Source organism: Mucilaginibacter gilvus (assembly GCF_004054195.1).
Lineage (GTDB): Bacteria > Bacteroidota > Bacteroidia > Sphingobacteriales > Sphingobacteriaceae > Mucilaginibacter > Mucilaginibacter gilvus.
In genome coordinates this window covers 85,478-105,706 of record NZ_SBIW01000003.1, presented here as the reverse complement: position 1 = coordinate 105,706, position 20,229 = coordinate 85,478, and the positions used below count along the sequence as shown (strand labels likewise).

Sequence of the window (20,229 nt, the reverse complement as noted above, 5' to 3'; positions counted from 1 at the left end):
TCAGCAAAATATACATAAAATTTGGAAACTATCTTAAACATATCCAACCTTAATAAAACTTATAAGAGCGCCGGGCGCACCCTAACGGTTTTAGATAATATTAATTTCGCCATCGCTGCAGGCAGCACCAATGCCATAGTTGGCCCATCGGGCAGCGGCAAAACTACATTGCTTGGCCTTTGCGCCGGGCTGGATAGTGCCTCATCGGGCATCGTGGAGTTAAATGGTGTTAATCTTGGCTCGCTGGGCGAGGATAAACGCGCCCAGGTACGCAACCAGTACGTGGGCTTTATCTTTCAGAATTTTCAACTGCTGCCTACTTTAACCGCCCTGGAAAACGTAATGGTTCCGCTGGAGCTTCGCGGAGAGAAAAATATTAAGGCGCGTTCTTTAGACCTGCTTGATAAGGTTGGCCTTGCCGACCGTGGCCACCACTACCCTGCCCAGCTTTCGGGCGGCGAACAGCAGAGGGTATCCTTAGCAAGGGCTTTCTCCAATTCACCAAAAATATTATTCGCCGATGAGCCAACAGGGAACCTGGATGCAGAAACCAGCGAAAAAGTAGTGAAGCTGATCTTCGATTTGAATACCGAAGCGGGTACTACCCTTGTTTTGGTAACACACGATTTGGAACTGGCGGCCAAAACACACCGCATCTTGAAAATAAAAGGCGGCAAGCTGGTGTCTGATGAAAAAACCGGTAACGAACAGGCGGTAAATGGATAACGTAAATTATAACCGCAAAATAAATTTCGGCTGGCTGTTTAAAATGGCTGTGCGCGATAGTCGCCGTAACCGCGCAAGGTTACTCCTGTTTATCTCCTCCATCGTGTTTGGGATAGCGGCGCTGGTTGCTATTTATTCGTTTAAGTACAATATCCAAAATGATATTAACGGGCAGGCCGCTACTTTAATTGGTGCCGATTTAAGCATCACCGGCAATAAAGAACCCGATAAAAAACTGCAAACGCTGCTGGATTCCATCGGCGGCGAACGGTCTGAGGAGCGCAGTTTTGCCTCCATGATCTATTTTACCCGCACCCAAGGCACCAGGCTGGTCAACATAAAAGCGTTAAAAGGCGCATTCCCCTACTATGGCAGTTTAGAAACCACGCCATTAAAGGCAGGAACCGATTTTAAAAACGGCAGATATGCTTTGGTGGATAAAACGCTGATGCTGCAATTTAACGCCCGTGTGGGCGACTCCATTAAAGTTGGCAATGCTACTTTTGTAATAGCGGGCGTATTGAATAAAGCGCCGGGGCAAACCGGCATCGCATCGGGCATTGCCCCTATCGTTTACATCCCGTTTAAATACCTGGCCGATACCAAGCTTATTGGAACCGGCAGCCGCATCAATTTCGCATACTATTATAAATTCCCGCAGGGTTTTAACGTAGAAAAATTGGCCAAGAAAATAGACCCTGCGCTGGACAAAGCTGAATACGGTTCTGATACCGTAGAAAACCGTAAAGAAAATACCGGCCGCTCCTTTGGCGACCTGTCGCGGTTTTTATCACTGGTGGCCTTTATTGCTTTGCTGCTGGGTTGTGTTGGTGTAGCAAGCGCTATCAACATTTACATCCGTGAGAAGATCGCTTCCATAGCCATTATGCGCTGCATGGGTGTAAAAGCCTCCGAAGCATTTTTAATTTATTTGATCCAGATAACAGGTATCGGGCTTATTGGCTCCGTTGCGGGTGCCATCTTAGGCACCTCGGTACAGCATTTATTGCCTTATGTTTTGAAGGACTTTTTACCGATAACCATATCAGTAAGCATCTCGTGGATGGCTATCTTGCAGGGTATTGGATTAGGTATCATCATTTCGGTGCTGTTCGCGCTGCTGCCGCTCATTAATATCCGCAACATATCGCCGCTGAATACGCTGCGCATGTCGTTCGAGGAAACCGCCACAAAACGCGACCCTTTCCGCTGGCTTGTTTATTTACTGGTAGTTGGCTTTATAATCGGCTTCTCGTATTTACAACTGGGCGACTGGCTGGGTGCCGGAGTATTCACCATCGGTATCCTGGTAGCGTTTCTGATCCTAACGGCCATTGCCTGGCTGCTGATCCGCTTTACAAGGGTGCTTATCATGAGCAGCTGGAGCTATATTTTGCGGCAGGGTTTTGCCAATTTATACCGGCCAAATAACCAAACCATTATCCTCACGGTATCTATCGGTTTAAGTACGGCGTTTATTTGTACGCTGTTTTTGATCCAGCAACTGCTTATTAGCCAGGTATCGCTGTCATCCAGCGGCAACCAGAGCAATATGATCTTGTTTGATATCCAAACCAGCCAGGAAAAACCACTTGCCGAACTCACCCGCAAACAGGGTCTTCCGGTGTTATCGCAAGTGCCCATCATTACCATGCGGCTGGATAAGGTGAATGGCAAAACCGCCGCCGATGCAAAGAAGGACAGTACCCTGCATATTTCTCCCCGGGCATTTGCCTGGGAATACCGCGTTACATACCGCGATTCGCTTACCAATTCGGAACAGATCACTTCGGGTAAATTCATAGGCAAGGCCGCGCCGGGCAGGGATATACCTGTATCAGCAGAGGAGCGTTTTGCCAACAGGATCAACGTAAAAGTTGGTGATAAGCTGGTGTTTAACGTACAGGGCATAATGATGAATGCCTATGTAAGCAGCATCCGCAAGGTAAACTGGAACAAGATACAGACCAATTTTCAGGTAGTGTTTCCCGCCGGGGTGTTGGAAGACGCGCCGCAGTTTCATGTTTTACTTACCCATGTGCCATCACAACCTGTATCGGCAGCGTACCAGCAGGCGGTGGTAAAGCAGTTCCCCAATATTTCTATCATCGATCTCGGGCTGGTACTAACCGTATTAGACGAATTGCTGGATAAAATAGGCTACGTGATCAAATTCATGAGCGGCTTTAGTATCGTCACCGGTATTATCGTGCTTATCTCCTCGGTCCGCATCAGCAAATACCAGCGGATAAAAGAAAGCGTTTTATTACGTACCATGGGTGCAAGCCGCAGGCAGATATTTTCTATCACCGCTTTGGAGTACCTGTTTTTGGGGACTTTATCGGCATCGACAGGAATCGTTATCGCCATCGGGTCGAGCTGGCTGCTGGCCAAGTACCGGTTCGATATGCCCTATCATGTTAACCTGTGGCCGGTTGCCGCTATGTTTTTTGCCATTACGGCGCTAACGGTTATCATCGGTTTGTTAAACAGCCGGGGCATTTTAAACAAACCTCCGCTGGAGGTGTTACGTTCAAACGCATAATTCAAACATGAAACATCCATTAAAAATAATACCTGTACTGGCCTTAATCGTTTTTTTAGCGGCATGCGGGGGCGATAAAAAGCCAGCCGAAAGCGATAGTACCTCCACGGCGGCGGGCAACGCTCAACCTAAAAAAACTATTTTATTTTTTGGCGATAGCTTAACCGCAGGCTATGGTTTAGACGATGCAACGGAAGCTTTCCCTGGCGTTGTGCAGGATAAGATAGATTCGGCAAAATTGCCTTATACTATTGTGAATGGTGGATTAAGCGGCGAAACCTCTGCCGGCGGAAGAAGCCGGATAGATTGGCTGCTGAAACAGCCCTTCGATATTTTTGTGCTGGAACTTGGCGCTAACGACGGGCTGCGTGGCCTCCCCGTAGCCTCTACTGCTGAAAACCTGCAGGCCATTATTGATAAAGTAAAAGCCAAGTATCCGCAGGCAAAGTTAGTCATGCTGGGGATGCAGGTACCCACCAATATGGGCGCTACCTACTCCTCCGATTTTAAAAACATCTTCCCAAAGCTGGCTACCAAAAATAACATGACGCTGGTGCCCTTTCTGCTGCAAGGCGTGGGCGGTGTACGCAAACTAAACCAGGCGGATGGCATTCACCCAACCGAAGAAGGCGCTAAAATTGTCGCCGCTAATGTTTGGGCAGAGTTGAAAGGGATCTTATAAACACTAATTTCGCGAACAAAAACGAATTTCACGAATTTTAGGACCTGTCGATTTAAAAATCTAACAGCCGCCGGATATTCGTGAAATTCGACTCAATTCGTGAAATTCGTGTCAATTGATTAATGCCCCGCTACGATCGCCACCTTCTTCACCTTCAAATTTTTTAAGGCGAACCAAAGGATGGCCACAAAACTTATACCCGGCACCAAATAGGCTACTTGTATGTTAAACATATCGGACACGCGGCCCATTATTGGCGGCATAATAGCGCCACCCACAATCCCCATGATTACCAGCGATGAGCCAAGCTTTTTGGTTTTGGCCGTAAGATCGCGGATGCTGAGCGAGAATATGGTTGGGAACATGATTGACATAAAGAACCACACCGCCATCAACGTGTAAACAGCAGCGCTGCCGCTTAGGTTCACCGCCGAGATGATAAGGATGATATTGATAACCGCATAGGTAACCAGCAATTTTACCGGGTTAAAAAACCGCATCAGTAAAGTACCAATAAACCGCCCCGACATGAAGCCCAGGAACGCCAGTGGTAAATAAATGGTGGAGGCATCTTTTTCGGATAAGCCCGCCACCTTTTCGCTAAAGCGGATAAAGAAGCTGCTTACACAAGCCTGACCGCCAACATAAAAGAACTCGGCTAACACGCCACTCATCAATTGTTTATTTTTTAACAACTCGGCAATGCGCGCTGATAACGGGCGGCGTTCGTCGTTGATTTCTTCGCCGCTCTCTTCATTTATTACCGGGAAGGCTGTACGCCATACCAAAATGGCTACGGTAAGTACTACCAGGCTTATCACTATGTAAGGGATCTGTACGGATGAAGCCTCTTTATCAAGGTATTGTTTTAAAACTTCCGGCGACATTGCATTTTCTTCAGCTGCTGTCAAATTTTTTCCCGAGAGGATAAACAGGCCGCCAAGCAATGGGCCAACCGTTGCTGCCAGCCCGTTGAACGACTGCGCGAAGTTGATGCGTTGCGTGGCTTTATCCGGATCGCCCAGTACGGTGATGAGCGGGTTAGCGGCTGTCTCTAAAAACGCCATACCAGAAAACACGATGAACAAAGCGCCCAGGAAAAACGCGTAGTTCCTCGCGGCTGCGGCAGGAACAAAAAGCATTGCGCCAAATGAAAACAACAGCAAGCCCAATATAATACCCCCTTTATAACCGTATTTCTTCATAAACAAAGCAGCCGGGATAGGCAGCAGGAAGTATGCGAAATAAGATGCGGAGTCAATAAGCGAGGATTGAAAATCAGTTAGCTGACAGGCTTTTTTAAGGTGCGGAATAAGTATAGGGTTAAGATTCAGTGCGAATCCCCATAAAAAGAAAAGGGACGTTATAAGTGCTACTGCGATTACGTTGCTGTTTTTTTGCATTGTTAGATTTTAATAGATCAAGACGAAATTGGTGGCCCAATATATATTATTTAAACACAGCTTGTATGTCTTTCAGCGATATTGCCAATATTTTTAAACAGATTGCGTTTAACGCTGATTTTTCTCCGGTAAAATGGTCGCCCACCTGCTATTTGTGTTTTGGGTTGATGCCGATGGTATTTACCATGGTGCCGATGCTATCGATGCTCATTTCTACCACATCGCCCACCTGCAGGGTAAATGTTGGCGGCGGTACCAGGCAGGTACCGGTCATCAGAAAGCAGCCGTTCGGGAAATCCAGTTCGCTGTACAGGTAACCGGTTAACTCGGTGAAGCTGCGTTTGATGCGGGATACGGTGGTTTCGTCGCTAAAAGCTTCTACCTCATCCCGTGTTATCTTCAGTTTTATTGCCGATTCCTTATCTATAGGCGCTTCGCTTACATACAAACAGGGACCAAGTGCAGCGCTCTTTTCATAGATCTTGGCCTGCGGCAGGTACAAAGCGTTTTCGCCCTCAATGCTGCGCGAACTCATATCGTTGCCAATGGTGTAGCCCTGGATATTACCGTTGTTGTTAACGAATAAGGCCAATTCCGGCTCGGGCACATCCCAGGTGGAATCCTTGCGGATATAAACTTCCCCTAAATGGCCGGATACCCGCGCGGCTGTAGCTTTAAAGAAAAGTTCCGGTCGTTCGGCATCATAAACCTTGTCGTAAAGGCTTGCCCCGCCCGAGCTTTGCGATTCTTCCATCCTTGCATCCCGGCTTTTGAGGTACGTAACACCCGCCGCCCAAACCTCCTGCTGTCCTATCGGCGGCAAAATATTTTCGGCGCTTAGCCAGCTATTTTTTTCCTCTTCGGATATGGCGCTAAGTCCGCTGAGGCTACCCAGGTAGCTTTCCAGTCTGTCACGGTTGATAAGGGCATCCCAATCGCCGTTTATCGCAAAAAAATCTTCGCCCTTCTGCAACAGGTTACCTTTTTTAGTTCTATAAAGTTTCATATTAGTTTACCTCCAGTTCATCCTTTGATGGCAGTTTAGGGAACGCGCCATGCGGCCCTGTTTGGTACCAGAACACTACCGATGCAAGGTCGTCCTGCAGTGGCAAATACCGGCCACCGTTGCGCCAGCCCAGCGCCTGCAAGGTTACTTTCAGGTTCTTTTCAAAACGAACCGGGTCGGCAATATGCCAGCGGTACAGTCCAAATCGCTGGGCTACATTGTACAGTCCGTCGCCTTTTATCACCTGCGCCAAACCAGTGTATGGGCCGGTAAACTCGGTGTAAGCATGGGTCTCGGAGCCATCCGGATTTTTACGGCGGGTATCAAAATTGTACGATCCGCAGAAATAATCCTCCGTACCAGTGCCAATAATGGTTGGGAACTTGGTATCACCATCCATAAAAAATTTGATCTCGCCCTCGCCCCACCAGCCATTTTTGTTAGAGCCATAGGCCAGGTACGTACCCACGTATTGCCCCTTACCTTGGATGCTGTCCACCAAAACATAGTCTTTTTTATAAGGCAGCGGGTTTATCCTGCGGAACTGCGCGTGGAAATAGCCGGCATCCTCGGGCACTTTAGTCAGCGTATAATCTACCTGGTAATACAGCACCATATCCTCATCATTTATATTTTCCATGGTAATGCGGCACTTTTTTTTGAACGGCATTGGCCAGTAACAGTTGAAAGCGCTGCCCGGGTTTACCACCACAGCAAGCGAACTGATGGGCGCGTACTTACCCCAGCCCATGCAAAAGAAATCGCCAACGGGCGCTTCTACCGACGGGGTTGTTTCATCATCCCAATAAAAACGAATGATGGAATAGCGCCAGTTACCGGTAGGCGTCATCCAGATATGCTGCACGGCACCCGGGCCATCTATTTCGGCAACGGTGTAAGTTGTATGTTTTTTGATAACGACGCTCGGGCTCACTTTCCAGGTTTGGCCCAATTCACGCGAAGCGCCTGCGCCCGTACCCATGGTGGCCATGCCGCCCTTACCTTTTTCGCCGTTAAAATTTTCGGGACTGATGGAGCGGCTAACAGCATCCGATGTACGGAAAATGTTGCCCATATTGTTGTTTAACCCATCGTATTTTTGCTGCGCACGCACAGTGAGGGCCAGGATGGATAGCATCCCCGCTAAAAACAATTGCTTCTTCATAATTGAGGTTTATAAAAATAAATGTAGGAAAATAATGGGGAGATGCAATGGAGCGTAGCGGTAGCAGAAGTAGTAGCAGTAGCAGTTGGCAATATCAGTTAATTGATATTGAGCATCAGAAGTAAAAACCTATCAGACTGTTTTTGCCACTGATACAGTAAACTTTAACTGCTACATTAAATTTAAACAGACTACAACTGCTACCGCCACTGCAACTGCTACTATAAACTTCACCGCCTCAACTGCTTCTGCTACAACAAACTAAAAAATCGTATCTTTGCACCCTCAAAAAACGGAAATAATGGTGTGGGCAGAAAAATTTAAGCTGAATAGACAATTGGTAAAAGCGGTGGCCGAAGCTGGCTTCGAGGTACCTAAAGAGATACAGTTAAAAACGCTCACACGCATTACCGGCGGGCAGGATATTATTGGCATCGGTCCCGAAGGTGCGGGTAAAACCACCACACTGGTGTTGGCTACCCTTAACCGTTTTAACCACAAAGCAGACGGCGTGCCGGGAGCTTTGATCCTGGCTCCCGACCAGGAACGCGTTTTTGATATAGTAACACAATTTGAGCGCCTCAACCGCAATACGTCTATCCGCATTGTAAGTCTGCACAACGGTACGCCGGTAGACCAACAAATGGACGACCTGGCCGATGGTGCCGATATTGTTGTTGCCACGCCCGACCGCGCCCGCGCCATCTATTTAAAACTTGGTTTGAACCTGAACAAGGTAAAATTTTTGGTGGTAGATGATGCGCACCTTATTGTTAAGCAAGGCCTGCAACTCCCTGTTGTTGAACTGGCTAACAGTATAGATAAAGGCCAGCACATCGTTTTCAGCGAGGTATTGCACGATAAACTGCACAAAATGATAGCGCCATTTATGGTGAACCCCGCTACTGTAGAAGTGGACGAACTGCCCGAAGAAACGGTAGCCACTCACCCGCAGATGGTTTACCATGTGCCCAACTTTGGTACCAAACTAAACCTGCTGAGCCTGTTTATGTACGATGAAGAACTATTTACCAAAACGGTTGTGTTCGCCAATACAAAAACCACGGCAGAGACGCTTTACAAGAGCCTGGAGAATCGTTTGCGTAAATCGGTAGCGTTATTAAGCCCTGCCTTTTTTGAACATAACCAGGTAAAGGATATCAGCGAATTTAAGGCGAACGATACTTTAAGGGTATTGATCGTAGCAAATGAGAGTGTTGAATCTATCGACTTAACGGAGATCCCATTCATCCTGCATTTCGATCTGCCGTTGGAGAAGGAAGTGTTCATCACCCATATCATCAACACTGATCCTACCGCCGAAGACGAAACCCTGGCCATTACTTTTGCTACCGATATTGAGCTGGACCAGGTGCGTAAGATAGAACAAGCTACCGGGCAAAAAATGCAGAGCGTGGAATTACCGGAGGAATTGGTGATTGAGAAAACGCGTAAGCAGAAAGAAAGCGAGAAAGTAGTAAAACCAACCAGGGTTGACCCTAACAAGCATATACCGGGCGAGGCTTTCCACGAGAAGAAACCGGAGAATGCCAAAACTTACAACATCAGCGCCAACAAAAAGGCGAAGATGAACAAGAAGAAGAATCACTAAGCTTCGTCCACGGGCATTTTCTTGTAGAATTTGACGTAAAGATCCTCCACCTTTTTGCGTGCCCATGGGGTTTTACGCAAAAATTTAAGGCTGGAGCCAACGCTTGGGTCTTCCAAAAAGCAGTTGATCCGGATGCGGTAACCCAGTTCCTCCCAGCCAAAATGCGCCACCAAAGCATTAATGATGGCTTCTAATGTTTTGCCGTGCAACGGGTCTTTCGGTTTTTGCTCCATTGGACAAATTTAGCTATTTACAATCGCTTATACATCCTTGCCACGCAATTGCACCGGTTTCATGGTGGGCGTAAGCAGGTGCATGATGAGCCACGCCGCTAAATACGCGCACGCACATATCGAAAATATAATATTGTAACCGGCGGTAATATGCCCGGCCTCCTTATTCACTTCCAAAATATAACTGATAAGTAGCGGGAAAAATATCCCACCTACCGAACCCGCCATACTACCAATGCCTACCACAGAGCTTACGGCCTGCTTAGGGAACATATCTGACGCTGTGGTGAAGATATTGGCGCTCCACGCCTGGTGCGCGGCTGCAGCAAGGCTAATAAGCGCTACAGCCTGCCATATATTGGTGGCATACCTCGCCGCGAATATGGGCAGCACGCACAGGGCAAATAAAAGCATCGCCGTTTTGCGCGCCCTGAAGATGGGCATCCCCCGTTTAATGAACCATGACGACAAATACCCGCCGCCAATACTGCCTACCGTAGTTGCCGTATAAACCAGCACCAGGGGCAGGCTCGGCTTTTTAAGATCGAGGTTGAAGGTAGTGGCGAAATACGATGGCAGCCAGAACAGGAAGAAATACCAGATAGGATCGGTTAATAATTTACCCGCTACAAAGGCCCATGTTTGGCGAATGCCGAAAAGTTCCAGCCATTTTATTTTAGTTTCGGGTACGCCTGCAGCAGTCGCTTCGGCAGTATCACTGTTGATGAACTCAAATTCTTCGGCGGATATTTTTTTGTGTTTGGCCGGTGTTTCGTAGAAGATGCGCCAAAATATCAGCCACACAAAACCGATGGCCCCGGTAATGATAAAGGCCATCTGCCAGCTATAAACACCCAAAATCCAGGGTACCATCACCGGGGCAACCACGGCACCTATGTTAGCGCCGGAATTAAATATCCCAGTTGCCAGCGCCCGCTCCCGTTTGGGGAACCACTCGGCCACGGTTTTAATAGCCGCCGGGAAGTTGCCCGATTCGCCCAGGCCCAAAGCGGCCCTTACGGCAATAAAGCCAAAAGTTGTTTTAACGGCTGCTGTTAGTACGGCAGATAAACTCCAAAAGATGATAGAGATGGTATAACCCACCTTTGTACCCAACTTATCAATAATGCTACCAAAAGCTAATAAACCAAGCGCGTATGCCGCCTGGAACGCCATCACTATGTGCCCGTAGTCGGTTTCCGTCCAATGAAATTCGATTTCCAGCGTGGGCTTCAGCAAGCCTATAACCTGCCTGTCGAGGTAGTTGATGCTGGTTGCAAAAAAAAGCAGCGCCACCACGCCCCACCTATAAGTAACACTTTTGGGTTGTGCCATTATTTACCGGTAATTATTTACTTAATTGTACCAATTCCAATGCTTTAACAGTAGTTGCATAAAGCTGATTGTACAAGCGTTCGTCGAGCACCTGCTTGCTGATCAACTTACTGCCCATCCCCACCGCGCATACGCCCGAGCGGAACCAGCCCGATATATTACCCGCTTCTATCTCCACCCCGCCGGTTGGGATAAACAGTTGCCCGGCAAATAATTCTCTTATTGACGACATAAAAGCCGGACCTAAGATATTGGCAGGGAAAAGCTTGATCAGCATGGCTTTATACTGCTGCGCGATGTGGATCTCGGTAGGCGTCATACACCCCGGGATCCAAAGCATTTTATAGTTAGATGCCACCAGGGCTACCTCGTTATCCACTATTGGCGACACCAAAAAATCGGCGCCTGCATCCACAAAAACCTCGGCTTCCTGCCCGTTTTTTATGGTGCCGATACCTAAGTACAGGCCCGGCATTTCTTTAACCACCGCTTTTTTTATCAACCGGAAATTATGCAGAGCCTCTTTGCCCCTATTGGTATATTCCAATACCCGCACGCCAGCTTTGTACAACGTGCGTACAATTTCCACACTCACTTCGGCGTCCTCATAAAAAAATAAGGGGAGCATTCCCTGCGTAAGGATGCTGTCTAATACCATCTCTTTATTGGCCATTCTCTATCGTATTAGTTATTTCTTCAACTGTATTTGTGGTAGCATCGCTTGCTAAAAAAAGTTTTCTAAAGGCTGCGGCTGTCGCATATTCCAGCGTTTGCTGCGGTGTTTGGTCGTTATAAAAACCGTATATCAATCCAGCCATAAAGCAATCGCCTGAGCCTACTTTGCTTACTATTGCTTTGGCGCTGTATTCCTGCGAGCTGTAAAACTCACCATCGGCATACAGGGCTGCGTAGTATTCAATTTCGCCGTTGCCATCAAACCTGAAGGTGTTGGCTACCGCTTTACATTTCGGGAATTGCTCCACAATTCTTTTGGATGTGGATAGCGCTTCCTTCAGATAAATACTCTTCTGGCCGCTCTCGTGGATATCACCTAAAACCGGGATACCCAGCATGGTTTCGACCGCCCAGATATTGCCCATTATTACATCACAGTACTTCACCAGCTCTGTCATAACGTCCTGTGGCTGTTTGCCGTACTGCCATAATTTAGAGCGGTAATTCAGATCCACCGATATGGTAATACCCCTGGCAGATGCCGCTTGTAAAACCCCTAAACAAACATCAGCAGTTTGCTGACTAATAGCAGGGCATATCGCGCTGAAATGAAACCAGGTAACGCCATCTAAGGCCGTATCCCAATCCACCATACCGGGTGTCAGCTCAGCAAAGGCGGAGGCGGCGCGGTCATATATTAGCGCGTCGTGCTTAAGATCTTTTCCTTTGGTGAGGAAGTAAAGCCCTATCCTGTTGCCGCCATAGAACACTTTGGAGGTATCGATGCCCTGTTGGCTGACGTAGCCGATCACTTGGTCGGACATTCCATTTTTTGGCAAGGCCGTAAAGTATTGCGACGGTACATCCCAAAGTGACAGGGCCGAAGCCACGTTCAGTTCGGCACCGCCAACAAAAACAGACAAGGCATTGTCGGCCAGCCATTGCCCGCCGTCATCCGGACTAAGCCTTAACAGTAATTCGCCGAAGGAAAGTACCGCGCCTTCTTTATAATTCTTTGATAAACCCTTGCTCATTTCTTATCAAAATCAAAGTAATTCTTCGCATTAAAGTAGCAGATGTCCTGGATGATCTTGCCCGTCCAGTCGATATCGTTCGGCAATTCTCCGTTCTCAATATCATCTGCAAAAAGGTTGCACAAGATCCGCCTGAAATATTCGTGGCGTGGAAAAGACAGGAAGCTGCGCGAATCGGTCAGCATCCCCACCATCCGGCTGATAAGCCCCATATTAGAAAGGGCGTTGATCTGCTTGGTCATACCATCCTTCTGATCCAGAAACCACCATGCCGAACCCCATTGAATTTTTCCGGCTACCGAGCCATCCTGGAAGTTGCCCGCCATGGTTGCCATCAGTTCGTTATCTGCCGGGTTAAGGTTATACAAAATGGTTTTGGCGAGTTTATCTTCGCTATCCAGCTTGTCTAAAAATTTAGAAATATTTTTTCCCTGGTGAAAATCACCTATCGAATCCCGCCCTGTATCGGGGCCACTTTGTATAAAACCGCGCGTACTGTTATTGCGCAAGGCACCTATATGATATTGCTGAACCCATCCCTTCTCGTAATCCCAAATGGCAAACTGGTGCAGCATAAAGGATTTAAACTTGATATTTTCGGTATTGCTGATGGGCTGGTTGCCCCTTATTTTAACGAATATGTCGCTTGCTTCCTTGTCGGTACAATCCTCGGCGTACATCTGGTCTATCCCATGGTCAGACACGGTACAACCGTTGACAGCAAAGTAGTTATGGCGTTTTTTTAAAGCAGAAATATAACCGTAAAAATCACCTATCTCGCTATCTACCACTTTCTCCAATTGGCTGATGTAGGCATTAAGCGCGGAGATGTTATCGCTGTTCATGGCTTTATCGGGCCTGAAAGCCGGCAACACCTTTACTCCCCAGTTATCAGCCTTTATTTTCTGGTGATGTTCCAAATTGTCTATGGGATCGTCAGTGGTGCAGATCACCTCCACATTCATTTTGGTGATTAGGTTGCGCACGCTGTATTCTGGCCTTTGCAGTTTGGCGTTGCAATCGTCGTAAATAAAATCGGCGGTGCCTGGCATCAGCCTGGAGTTGATACCGAAGTAGCGTTGCAGTTCAAGGTGCGTCCAGTGGTAAAGGGGGTTGCGTAAGGTGTAGGGAACGGTTGCCGCCCATTGCTCAAATTTCTTTTTATCGCTACGCCCGCCGGTGATGAAACTTTCATCAACCCCGTTGGCGCGCATGGCCCGCCATTTATAATGGTCGCCGTGGAGCCATACCGATGTGATATTGTCGAAGTTAATATCGTTGGCAATTTCGTTTGGCGGCAGGTGGCAATGGTAGTCTATAATGGGCATATCAGCGGCAAAGTCGTGGTATAAACGCCTGGCCGTATTGGTTTGCAGCAAAAAATCCTCGTCGAGAAAGGTCTTCATAGGTCTAATAGTTCGGGATTTGTAATTATAGGGTTTATCTGCCAAATACTAAAAATTTATCTACGAAAACGTTGCCGGAAAATGGGGAACGGCATATCCTGATAAACAAAAACGCCGGTGAAGTTATCACAGGCGTTTGTTTATATCGGACAAATATGAAATTGCGGCGACCAACAAAGTCCGAATGCATAGCGTATAAGATTTCTCTTCGCATCCCACTCTTTCCTCCCGCTGCTCATCGAAATGACATTTTTTTTTGGGGGGGGGGATACTTTATTACTTCACCACCAAAACGCCATCGGCCATAATGGAGATGTCTTTTTTAGGTTCTTTTATTGCGGCAATTTCGGCCTGGCTTTTACCAGCGTCTTTGGCATAATGGATCTGGCGTTCAACCGAGGTTTCTTTAACCTTGGCAAGGCCTTCCACCACAACGGTTTTACCAACAATATTTTGTGGCATAAAGTAGGCATAGTCTGTAAACTGCACCATAATGGTTTTGCCATCCTCTTGCGCCAGTTTCATAAAGCAGCCCTTCTTTGTACAAACCTCTACTACTGTGCCGGTAACTTTGCCGGTGTAGGCAGTATCGGTGCTCAGGGTGGTTTTCAAAGCCGCGGTAGTTAAGGCATTATCGGCGGTCACCATTTTGCCGTACGTTACGCCTGCATCGGCTGGTTTAATATTTGGCTGCGCAAAAGTTACTACCGAAAAACAAAGGCAGATGATGAACAATGCTATGGCTTTCATATGGTTAATTTTTGTTTTTAATGATGGATATGCTTCACAAAAATAAGATAATCGGGCATATATTCCCTAATAGTTTATGTTGTCCCCTGATGAGTTTGCTCACCCCGCAACTGGAATTTCGGCAAATAAAAAGATCGGGTGCTGTATCGGTTAAACTTAAGCTTTACTTAAATAACGCACATTAGTTATTGATGAAAAAAAACATTTTCTTTCAAAGAAATCCGAATAACAGATTAATTATTTACGATATCACCCTAAAAGTCAAATTTATTCGCTCCCCCAAAGCCCTGGTTGATTTGGGTACCTGGTGCAGCCAATTATGTTGCAGGTCGCCTTTCATGACGAGGAGCGAGCCATTCTCCAGTTCCACGGAGTACTTCTGCTGCTTGTCCGTTTTGTGCCTTACATCAAACCTGCGGATCTGCCCAAAGCTTACCGAAGCGATCACGGGGTTAATGCCCAGCTCTGGTTCATCATCGGCATGCCAGGCCACGGAATCATTACCATTGCGGTAAAGGTTCAGCAGAACGCTGTTAAACGTTATACCAGCCGCAGCATCTACCCGGTGCTTTATGAAGAGCAGTTCGTCGGTCCAGAGGTATGGGTCGTACTTTTTGCCGGAGAAGGCGTAGGTTTTGCTATTGTCTCCATACCATGCGGTCAACCGGGGCGTGTTCAGCAATTTGCCGTACATCTGGATGGTTTCCTGGTTCCAGCGGATCTTGGTTTTTAATGCGGGAATCAGCGTATCGCATTCGGCCCTGGTAAAAAAATCGGGTTTATATTCCATCAAATCGACAGGCAGTTTAGGGCTGTGCGGGCCGCCATCAAAAAAGCTAAGCTGTTCCATGTGGGTAAATTAACATTTCGGCACAAAAAGTGTTGTAATAAACGCCACTAATACTATAATTTATGAGTTCGGCATTTGTAAAAGAAGGTGAAAACCAGTGGCTGCACGAGATCGGCCCATCCATGAACGCGCTCCTCGTATTTCTGCAAAAAGAAAACGGCGGGCTTAGTATCTACGAGCGTAAAAATTACTACAACCAACAAGAAGGCCGCGATGTGTACCAGATGAGCGATGGCCTAAGCTATGCTAAAAAAGACGACAGTACGTGGTACATTGTGTGGGATTAGCGCCCCTACCTTTTATATTTTTATAAATATCTTCTTACGGTAAAGCCAGTAAAGTATCAGCCAATCAATCAATAAAATTACTGCACCTTTTATTAGGGTACTGTAGGCATCGCCAAAAAGCTGGTCGTAATGCTGGCCCAAGTGGGTGTACAATGTTTTGGTAATAAAGCTCCCAAAACCATCCGCCAATACATAAGCCACAATAGAATTGGTACCCACTACTACCAAAAACAACGCCCGGCGTTGGTGCTTCCCGGCATCTATAATGCCATAAAATAAAGCCAGCAGCAAAAAACAGCAGCCCCCGCTAAAGATAACCCAGCCGGGTGTCCAGATGCGTTTTACAACCGGGGCTATACCAGTAAAATGAAGTGCGCCTGCCAGCACCAACAAAGCAATCCCTATCGTTACAAAACGCCTTACTAATACAAAAGGCTTGTTGCCCGATCGCAGCATATTACCGGCCAGCAGACCGATGATCATGGTGCCCAATGTTGGGATAAAACTTAAGGTGGAATAGCCACCGGCATTAAAGTTAAAATATTGCTCGCGCGGGAAAAGGTTGAGGAACCATTTATCAGCCGCCCAGGCCAAATTGGTGTTCTTATTCCAATGTGCCGCGAAACCTTTAAAGTTGCCTTCCCAGCCGGCCGTAACGCCGCTGGCCGCATAGCTAAACCCGGCACTTGGTAACGGGTATATAACAAAAGCCAGCCAGTAAGTGGCTAAGATCACTACAAGCGCTATGAGTTGTGCGCGCTGTTTACAAAAGCCAAGCAGAAATAAAAAAGTGTAACCCAGGCCTATCTGGCTCAGTGTATCTTCAAAGGTAAAATAGGTTTGGTTTGCCCACAGGGAACGCAGAAAGATGCCGAGTGCTATAAGGCTAACCGACCGGATCAACGCGTGCTTGAGTAAGCCGCCGAACTTGTCGCCTTTGGCCAATCGGCCAGCTATAGAAAAAGGTAAAGCCACCCCTACCATAAATGAGAAAGATGGTTGGATGAGATCGTGCAGGGAGCAGCCCGCCCATTGCACGTGGTCCTGGTTAAAATAGAGGAATTTCCAAAGCGCGTTACCCGGCAACGACTCGGATACATGCCTGAAATTCAGCACCTCCCCCATCATCAGTAACATTACAAAACCGCGATAGGCATCTATAGATGTTAACCGCTTGCTTGCTATGGGTGCTATTACCGGGCCGTCGTTTGGGTGAATATGGGTTTTCAATTGTAAATTTTAAGCCGGGCCTGGTTTTAAGCCCGTTTGTTAAATAAAGTTAAACATCCGCTGCAAATAGAACGTTAAGATTTTTAACGCTAATTTGCGTACAACAGATCAATGCACATGAAAAAGCTCAATCTCCTATACTTATTTGCCGCATGTACTTTGTTGTTCGCCTGCGGCGATCCGCAGCGTGAAAATAAGCATAATAATAACACTGTGCGCGCGCACATTAAAAATAATAATATTTCAATTGCTTATACCGATACCGGCAAGGGCGACACCACGCTGCTTTTTGTACACGGCTGGGCTATCAACAAAAGCTATTGGGCGGATCAGGTTGTGTACTTCGGAAAGCGTTATCGCGTAGTTGCGATGGATATGGGTGGCTTCGGCGAATCGGGAACTAACCGAAGCAAGTGGGATACCTGGACTTTGGCGAGCGACGTAAACGCGGTGATAGACCAACTTAAATTAAAAAACGTGGTGTTGATAGGGCATTCTATGGCAGGCGGTGTGGTTTTGCAAGCAGCCATTAACCAGCCGGATAAAGTGATTGCCATTGTAGGTGTAGATAATTTTAAAGGGGTTGGCAGCCCACCTATGAGTGCAAACGATAAAAAGGATTTCGTAACCGCCATTAATGCCATGAAGCATAACTTTAAAAAGATAACGTTAGAATGGTTTAACCATCAATTATTTTCTAAAACAACCCCTAAGGATATTAAGGACAGGATATTGAATGATGTGGCCCATACCGATACCGTAGTTGCCGTGGCCACACAAGAGCAAGGCATATATGAAGAAACGCCGAACCTCGTAAAACTAAAGAAGAAACTTTACCTGGTGAATAGTGATTACCAACCTACCGATACTACCGGATTTGTGAGAAATAAAATACCGTTTATGCTAACACAGGTGCATGGTACCGGCCACTTCCCGATGGTAGAAGCACCAAAAGAGTTTAATACGCAGTTAGAAAAAGTACTGGCGGATATAAAAAGGTAGTTACAATAGCTCGTCGTCCTCTTCTACCCCGGCATTCTTTTTTATCGAGAAGATAAAGGTGCTGCCCGAGCCTATCTGCGATTCTACCTTAATGCTGCCCTGTAGTTTCTCTACCAGGGACTTAACGGTGTATAAGCCAACACCGGTGCCTTTTTGGTTAAACCGGTCAATAACATTTAGGGTAAGTTCTTTGTAAAAAATTTTATCTAAGTTTTTCTCGGCTATTCCCATCCCGTTATCTGTTACTTTAAAGTTATAGAAATCGCTATCCTCCCGGAATTGTATATTGATAACACCTCCCTCTTTGTCGTTATAACGAATGGCATTAGTAAGCAGGTTAATAAAGATCTGCTCCAGCGCTACAGACGAGCAGGTAAGTGTATGATCTACCTGTGGCAGGTTAATTTTTACACCGTAGGGCACATCTATCAGGCTAACTACGTTTTTTAACAGGGTGTTTAGATCCAAACAATTTTGGTTGGTAAGCAAGGACGATGGCGCCGAAGAATACGCCAGCATTTCATCCACCAGCGTTAACAGTTTTTTTGTGGAGGTAATGTTAAGGTCCAGCAATCTCTTGCTTTTATCATCGCTTTCTTTGCCTAAACGCATTTGCAGCGCCTGCGAGGTAAGCAGCATACCGCTCAGCGGGTTTTTAATATCGTGTGCGGCTGTAGATGCGAATTTTTGGATAAAAGAATTGGTTTCCAGGAGGTTTTGATTGCTCTTCTCTAACCGGGCCAGTTTGCGCCGTAACTCCATTTGGGTAATTACCTGCTTGGCCAATATCCGTAACGATTTCAGTTGACGCGCGTTCAGGTTCTTCGGCATGGTATCTAATACACATAACGAGCCAAGGGCAAAGCCATCCTCGTTCACCAATGGCACACCGGCATAAAAAACAATGTTGGGGTTACCCGTAACCAAGGGATTGGCCAAAAAACGCTCATCCTTCCGCGCATCGGGCACTATCATGATATCGTTTTTATTCAGGATGGTATGCGAACAAAACGCGTATTCTCTCGGCGTTTCCTTAGCATCGTGGCCCAGGATAGATTTAAACCATTGCCTTTTGTCATCAACCAGGCTAATCAACGCTACAGATGTTTGGCAGATCTCCGATGCCAGATGAGTTAATTCCTCAAAATCGTTCTCGGGCATGGTATCTAAAATATCGTACGATGCCAGCGCTTCCAGGCGCTCATCTTCGTTTTCTGGTAAAGGATAGGATAAATTGCTCAAGCCGGTATAAATTATTAGGGAATTTATAATACGGATGAAAGATACACATAATCAGCGGACCAAAAGAGGGCATTAACTTTAATGAAAAAAAATTACCTAAGTATAACAGAGCGCCTTGTTCTTAATACATCACGAACAAAAAAAGCGGATGAGTGGCTCATCCGCTTTTACAATGCCAAGATGTGGCTTATGCTTCTACTTCAAAACCGGTAGAGGTGGCCAGTTCCCTCCATGCTTCCATGTCGGCTTTTACATCTTCCATTTTTTGTGCGGCAATGCCATAAGCGTCGGCACCTAAAAATAAATGCATAGGTGCTTCTGTAGATTCGGCTGCGGCTATCATTACAAGGGCGGCTTTATCCGGATCGCCGGCCTGGTTGCCATTGATGTCGTTTTGGTGAGCAGCCTGCACAGCGCGTACCTCTTTGTAGGCCTGGATCTCGTTCTTAGGCGTACTTAACGAATCCGGGGCGAGGAAATTGGTGCGGAAATAACCCGGCGAAACGATAGTTGCCTTTACGCCGAATGATTTGCTCTCCGCAGCCAGCGATTCGGTAAAGCCCTGCACGGCAAATTTTGTAGCACAGTAAATACCAAAGCCCGGGAAGTTACCGGTAAAACCACCGATGGACGACACATTAAATATATGCCCCGATTGTTGCGCACGCAAATGCGGCATCACCGCGCGGATCACATTTAATGAACCAAATACGTTTACATCAAAGTTTTCGCGGGCTTCTTCGTCGCTCAATTCTTCTAAACTGCCTGTTAAACCGTACCCGGCGTTGTTAACCACCACATCTATTTTACCGAAACGGCTGATCGTTTGGTCGATCGCGCTTATAACGCTGTCTTCGGCTTTAATATTTACGGAAAGAGGAAGGAAGTTTTCGTGCTCCCCTACTACGTTGGTGAGGTTGGTGATGCTGCGGCTGGTGGCAGCTACGTTGTATCCTTTATTTAATAATTGTTTCACCAGGCTAAGGCCTAAACCTTTAGAGGCACCGGTTACAAACCATGTTTTTTGAGTGTTCATTTTTTTATTG

19 protein-coding genes are annotated in these 20,229 nt (G+C 46.8%); 6 read left to right on the top strand and 13 right to left on the bottom strand.

Annotated features, from left to right (window positions below; genetic code table 11):
• Window positions 1–21 precede the first annotated feature (21 nt).
• The 3 genes from EPL05_RS06500 to EPL05_RS06490 are packed head-to-tail and all read left to right on the top strand — an operon-like array spanning window position 22 to window position 3,953.
• Window positions 22–726 (top strand): ABC transporter ATP-binding protein, encoded by a 705-nt coding sequence (locus EPL05_RS06500; RefSeq protein ID WP_128533148.1) that lies wholly within the window; start codon window positions 22–24, stop codon window positions 724–726.
• Entirely contained in the window at window positions 719–3,271 is a 2,553-nt protein-coding gene (locus EPL05_RS06495; protein ID WP_208394691.1) for an ABC transporter permease, read from the top strand. The genes EPL05_RS06500 and EPL05_RS06495 overlap by 8 nt, the downstream gene beginning before the upstream one ends.
• Window positions 3,272–3,278: 7 nt before the next feature.
• Window positions 3,279–3,953 (top strand): arylesterase, encoded by a 675-nt coding sequence (locus tag EPL05_RS06490; protein ID WP_128533147.1) that lies wholly within the window; start codon window positions 3,279–3,281, stop codon window positions 3,951–3,953.
• A 119-nt stretch (window positions 3,954–4,072) separates the two neighbouring features.
• On the opposite strand, the gene fucP is transcribed toward EPL05_RS06490, so the two are convergent.
• The 3 genes from fucP to EPL05_RS06475 all read right to left on the bottom strand — a co-directional run bounded on the left by fucP (window position 4,073) and on the right by EPL05_RS06475 (window position 7,527).
• Complete coding sequence (gene fucP / locus EPL05_RS06485) at window positions 4,073–5,356, bottom strand: L-fucose:H+ symporter permease (RefSeq protein ID WP_128533146.1); 1,284 nt, start codon at window positions 5,354–5,356, stop codon at window positions 4,073–4,075.
• 148 nt (window positions 5,357–5,504) lie between these two features.
• The gene (locus tag EPL05_RS06480) at window positions 5,505–6,362 is read right to left on the bottom strand and encodes a fumarylacetoacetate hydrolase family protein (RefSeq protein WP_128533145.1); all 858 of its coding nucleotides are present in this window, start codon (window positions 6,360–6,362) and stop codon (window positions 5,505–5,507) included.
• 1 nt (window position 6,363) lies between these two features.
• Window positions 6,364–7,527: a glycoside hydrolase family 172 protein gene (locus tag EPL05_RS06475; protein ID WP_128533144.1), complete on the bottom strand. Its 1,164-nt coding sequence runs from the start codon at window positions 7,525–7,527 to the stop codon at window positions 6,364–6,366.
• Window positions 7,528–7,828: 301 nt separating this feature from the next.
• Here EPL05_RS06475 and EPL05_RS06470 point away from each other — a divergent pair, with 301 nt between their 5' ends.
• Window positions 7,829–9,139 carry a DEAD/DEAH box helicase gene (locus tag EPL05_RS06470; RefSeq protein WP_243837233.1) on the top strand — a complete coding sequence of 437 codons (1,311 nt, stop codon included), beginning with the start codon at window positions 7,829–7,831 and terminating at the stop codon, window positions 9,137–9,139.
• Here EPL05_RS06470 and EPL05_RS06465 read toward each other — a convergent pair.
• From EPL05_RS06465 to EPL05_RS06435, 7 genes are all read right to left on the bottom strand, one after another.
• Window positions 9,136–9,372: a VF530 family protein gene (locus EPL05_RS06465; protein ID WP_128533143.1), complete on the bottom strand. Its 237-nt coding sequence runs from the start codon at window positions 9,370–9,372 to the stop codon at window positions 9,136–9,138. The two genes, EPL05_RS06470 and EPL05_RS06465, sit on opposite strands and share 4 nt — an antisense overlap.
• Window positions 9,373–9,399: 27 nt before the next feature.
• A complete protein-coding gene (locus tag EPL05_RS06460) occupies window positions 9,400–10,707 on the bottom strand; it encodes an MFS transporter (protein ID WP_128533142.1) in 1,308 nt (435 codons plus the stop codon).
• A gap of 13 nt (window positions 10,708–10,720) precedes the next feature.
• The gene (locus EPL05_RS06455) at window positions 10,721–11,380 is read right to left on the bottom strand and encodes a beta/alpha barrel domain-containing protein (RefSeq protein ID WP_128533141.1); all 660 of its coding nucleotides are present in this window, start codon (window positions 11,378–11,380) and stop codon (window positions 10,721–10,723) included.
• Window positions 11,370–12,416, bottom strand: coding sequence for a sugar kinase (locus tag EPL05_RS06450; RefSeq protein WP_128533140.1), 1,047 nt, complete (start codon window positions 12,414–12,416; stop codon window positions 11,370–11,372). The genes EPL05_RS06455 and EPL05_RS06450 overlap by 11 nt, the downstream gene beginning before the upstream one ends.
• A complete protein-coding gene (uxaC, locus tag EPL05_RS06445) occupies window positions 12,413–13,822 on the bottom strand; it encodes a glucuronate isomerase (protein WP_128533139.1) in 1,410 nt (469 codons plus the stop codon). Before uxaC ends, EPL05_RS06450 begins: the two co-directional genes overlap by 4 nt.
• A gap of 276 nt (window positions 13,823–14,098) precedes the next feature.
• The gene (locus EPL05_RS06440) at window positions 14,099–14,572 is read right to left on the bottom strand and encodes a DUF4920 domain-containing protein (protein ID WP_128533138.1); all 474 of its coding nucleotides are present in this window, start codon (window positions 14,570–14,572) and stop codon (window positions 14,099–14,101) included.
• A gap of 241 nt (window positions 14,573–14,813) precedes the next feature.
• Window positions 14,814–15,422, bottom strand: coding sequence for an alpha-ketoglutarate-dependent dioxygenase AlkB family protein (locus EPL05_RS06435; RefSeq protein WP_128533137.1), 609 nt, complete (start codon window positions 15,420–15,422; stop codon window positions 14,814–14,816).
• 62 nt (window positions 15,423–15,484) lie between these two features.
• Here EPL05_RS06435 and EPL05_RS06430 point away from each other — a divergent pair, with 62 nt between their 5' ends.
• Window positions 15,485–15,709, top strand: a complete 225-nt coding sequence (locus tag EPL05_RS06430) for a hypothetical protein (protein WP_128533136.1) — start codon at window positions 15,485–15,487, stop codon at window positions 15,707–15,709.
• A 12-nt stretch (window positions 15,710–15,721) separates the two neighbouring features.
• Here EPL05_RS06430 and EPL05_RS06425 read toward each other — a convergent pair whose 3' ends face one another.
• On the bottom strand, window positions 15,722–16,939 hold the full coding sequence (locus EPL05_RS06425) for an acyltransferase family protein (protein WP_208394690.1): 1,218 nt from the start codon (window positions 16,937–16,939) through the stop codon (window positions 15,722–15,724).
• Window positions 16,940–17,056: 117 nt separating this feature from the next.
• Here EPL05_RS06425 and EPL05_RS06420 point away from each other — a divergent pair, with 117 nt between their 5' ends.
• Entirely contained in the window at window positions 17,057–17,941 is an 885-nt protein-coding gene (locus EPL05_RS06420; RefSeq protein ID WP_166727649.1) for an alpha/beta fold hydrolase, read from the top strand.
• On the opposite strand, the gene EPL05_RS06415 is transcribed toward EPL05_RS06420, so the two are convergent.
• Window positions 17,942–19,183 carry a sensor histidine kinase gene (locus EPL05_RS06415; RefSeq protein WP_128533134.1) on the bottom strand — a complete coding sequence of 414 codons (1,242 nt, stop codon included), beginning with the start codon at window positions 19,181–19,183 and terminating at the stop codon, window positions 17,942–17,944.
• Window positions 19,184–19,370: 187 nt separating this feature from the next.
• A complete protein-coding gene (locus EPL05_RS06410) occupies window positions 19,371–20,219 on the bottom strand; it encodes an SDR family NAD(P)-dependent oxidoreductase (protein ID WP_128533133.1) in 849 nt (282 codons plus the stop codon).
• Window positions 20,220–20,229 lie beyond the last annotated feature (10 nt).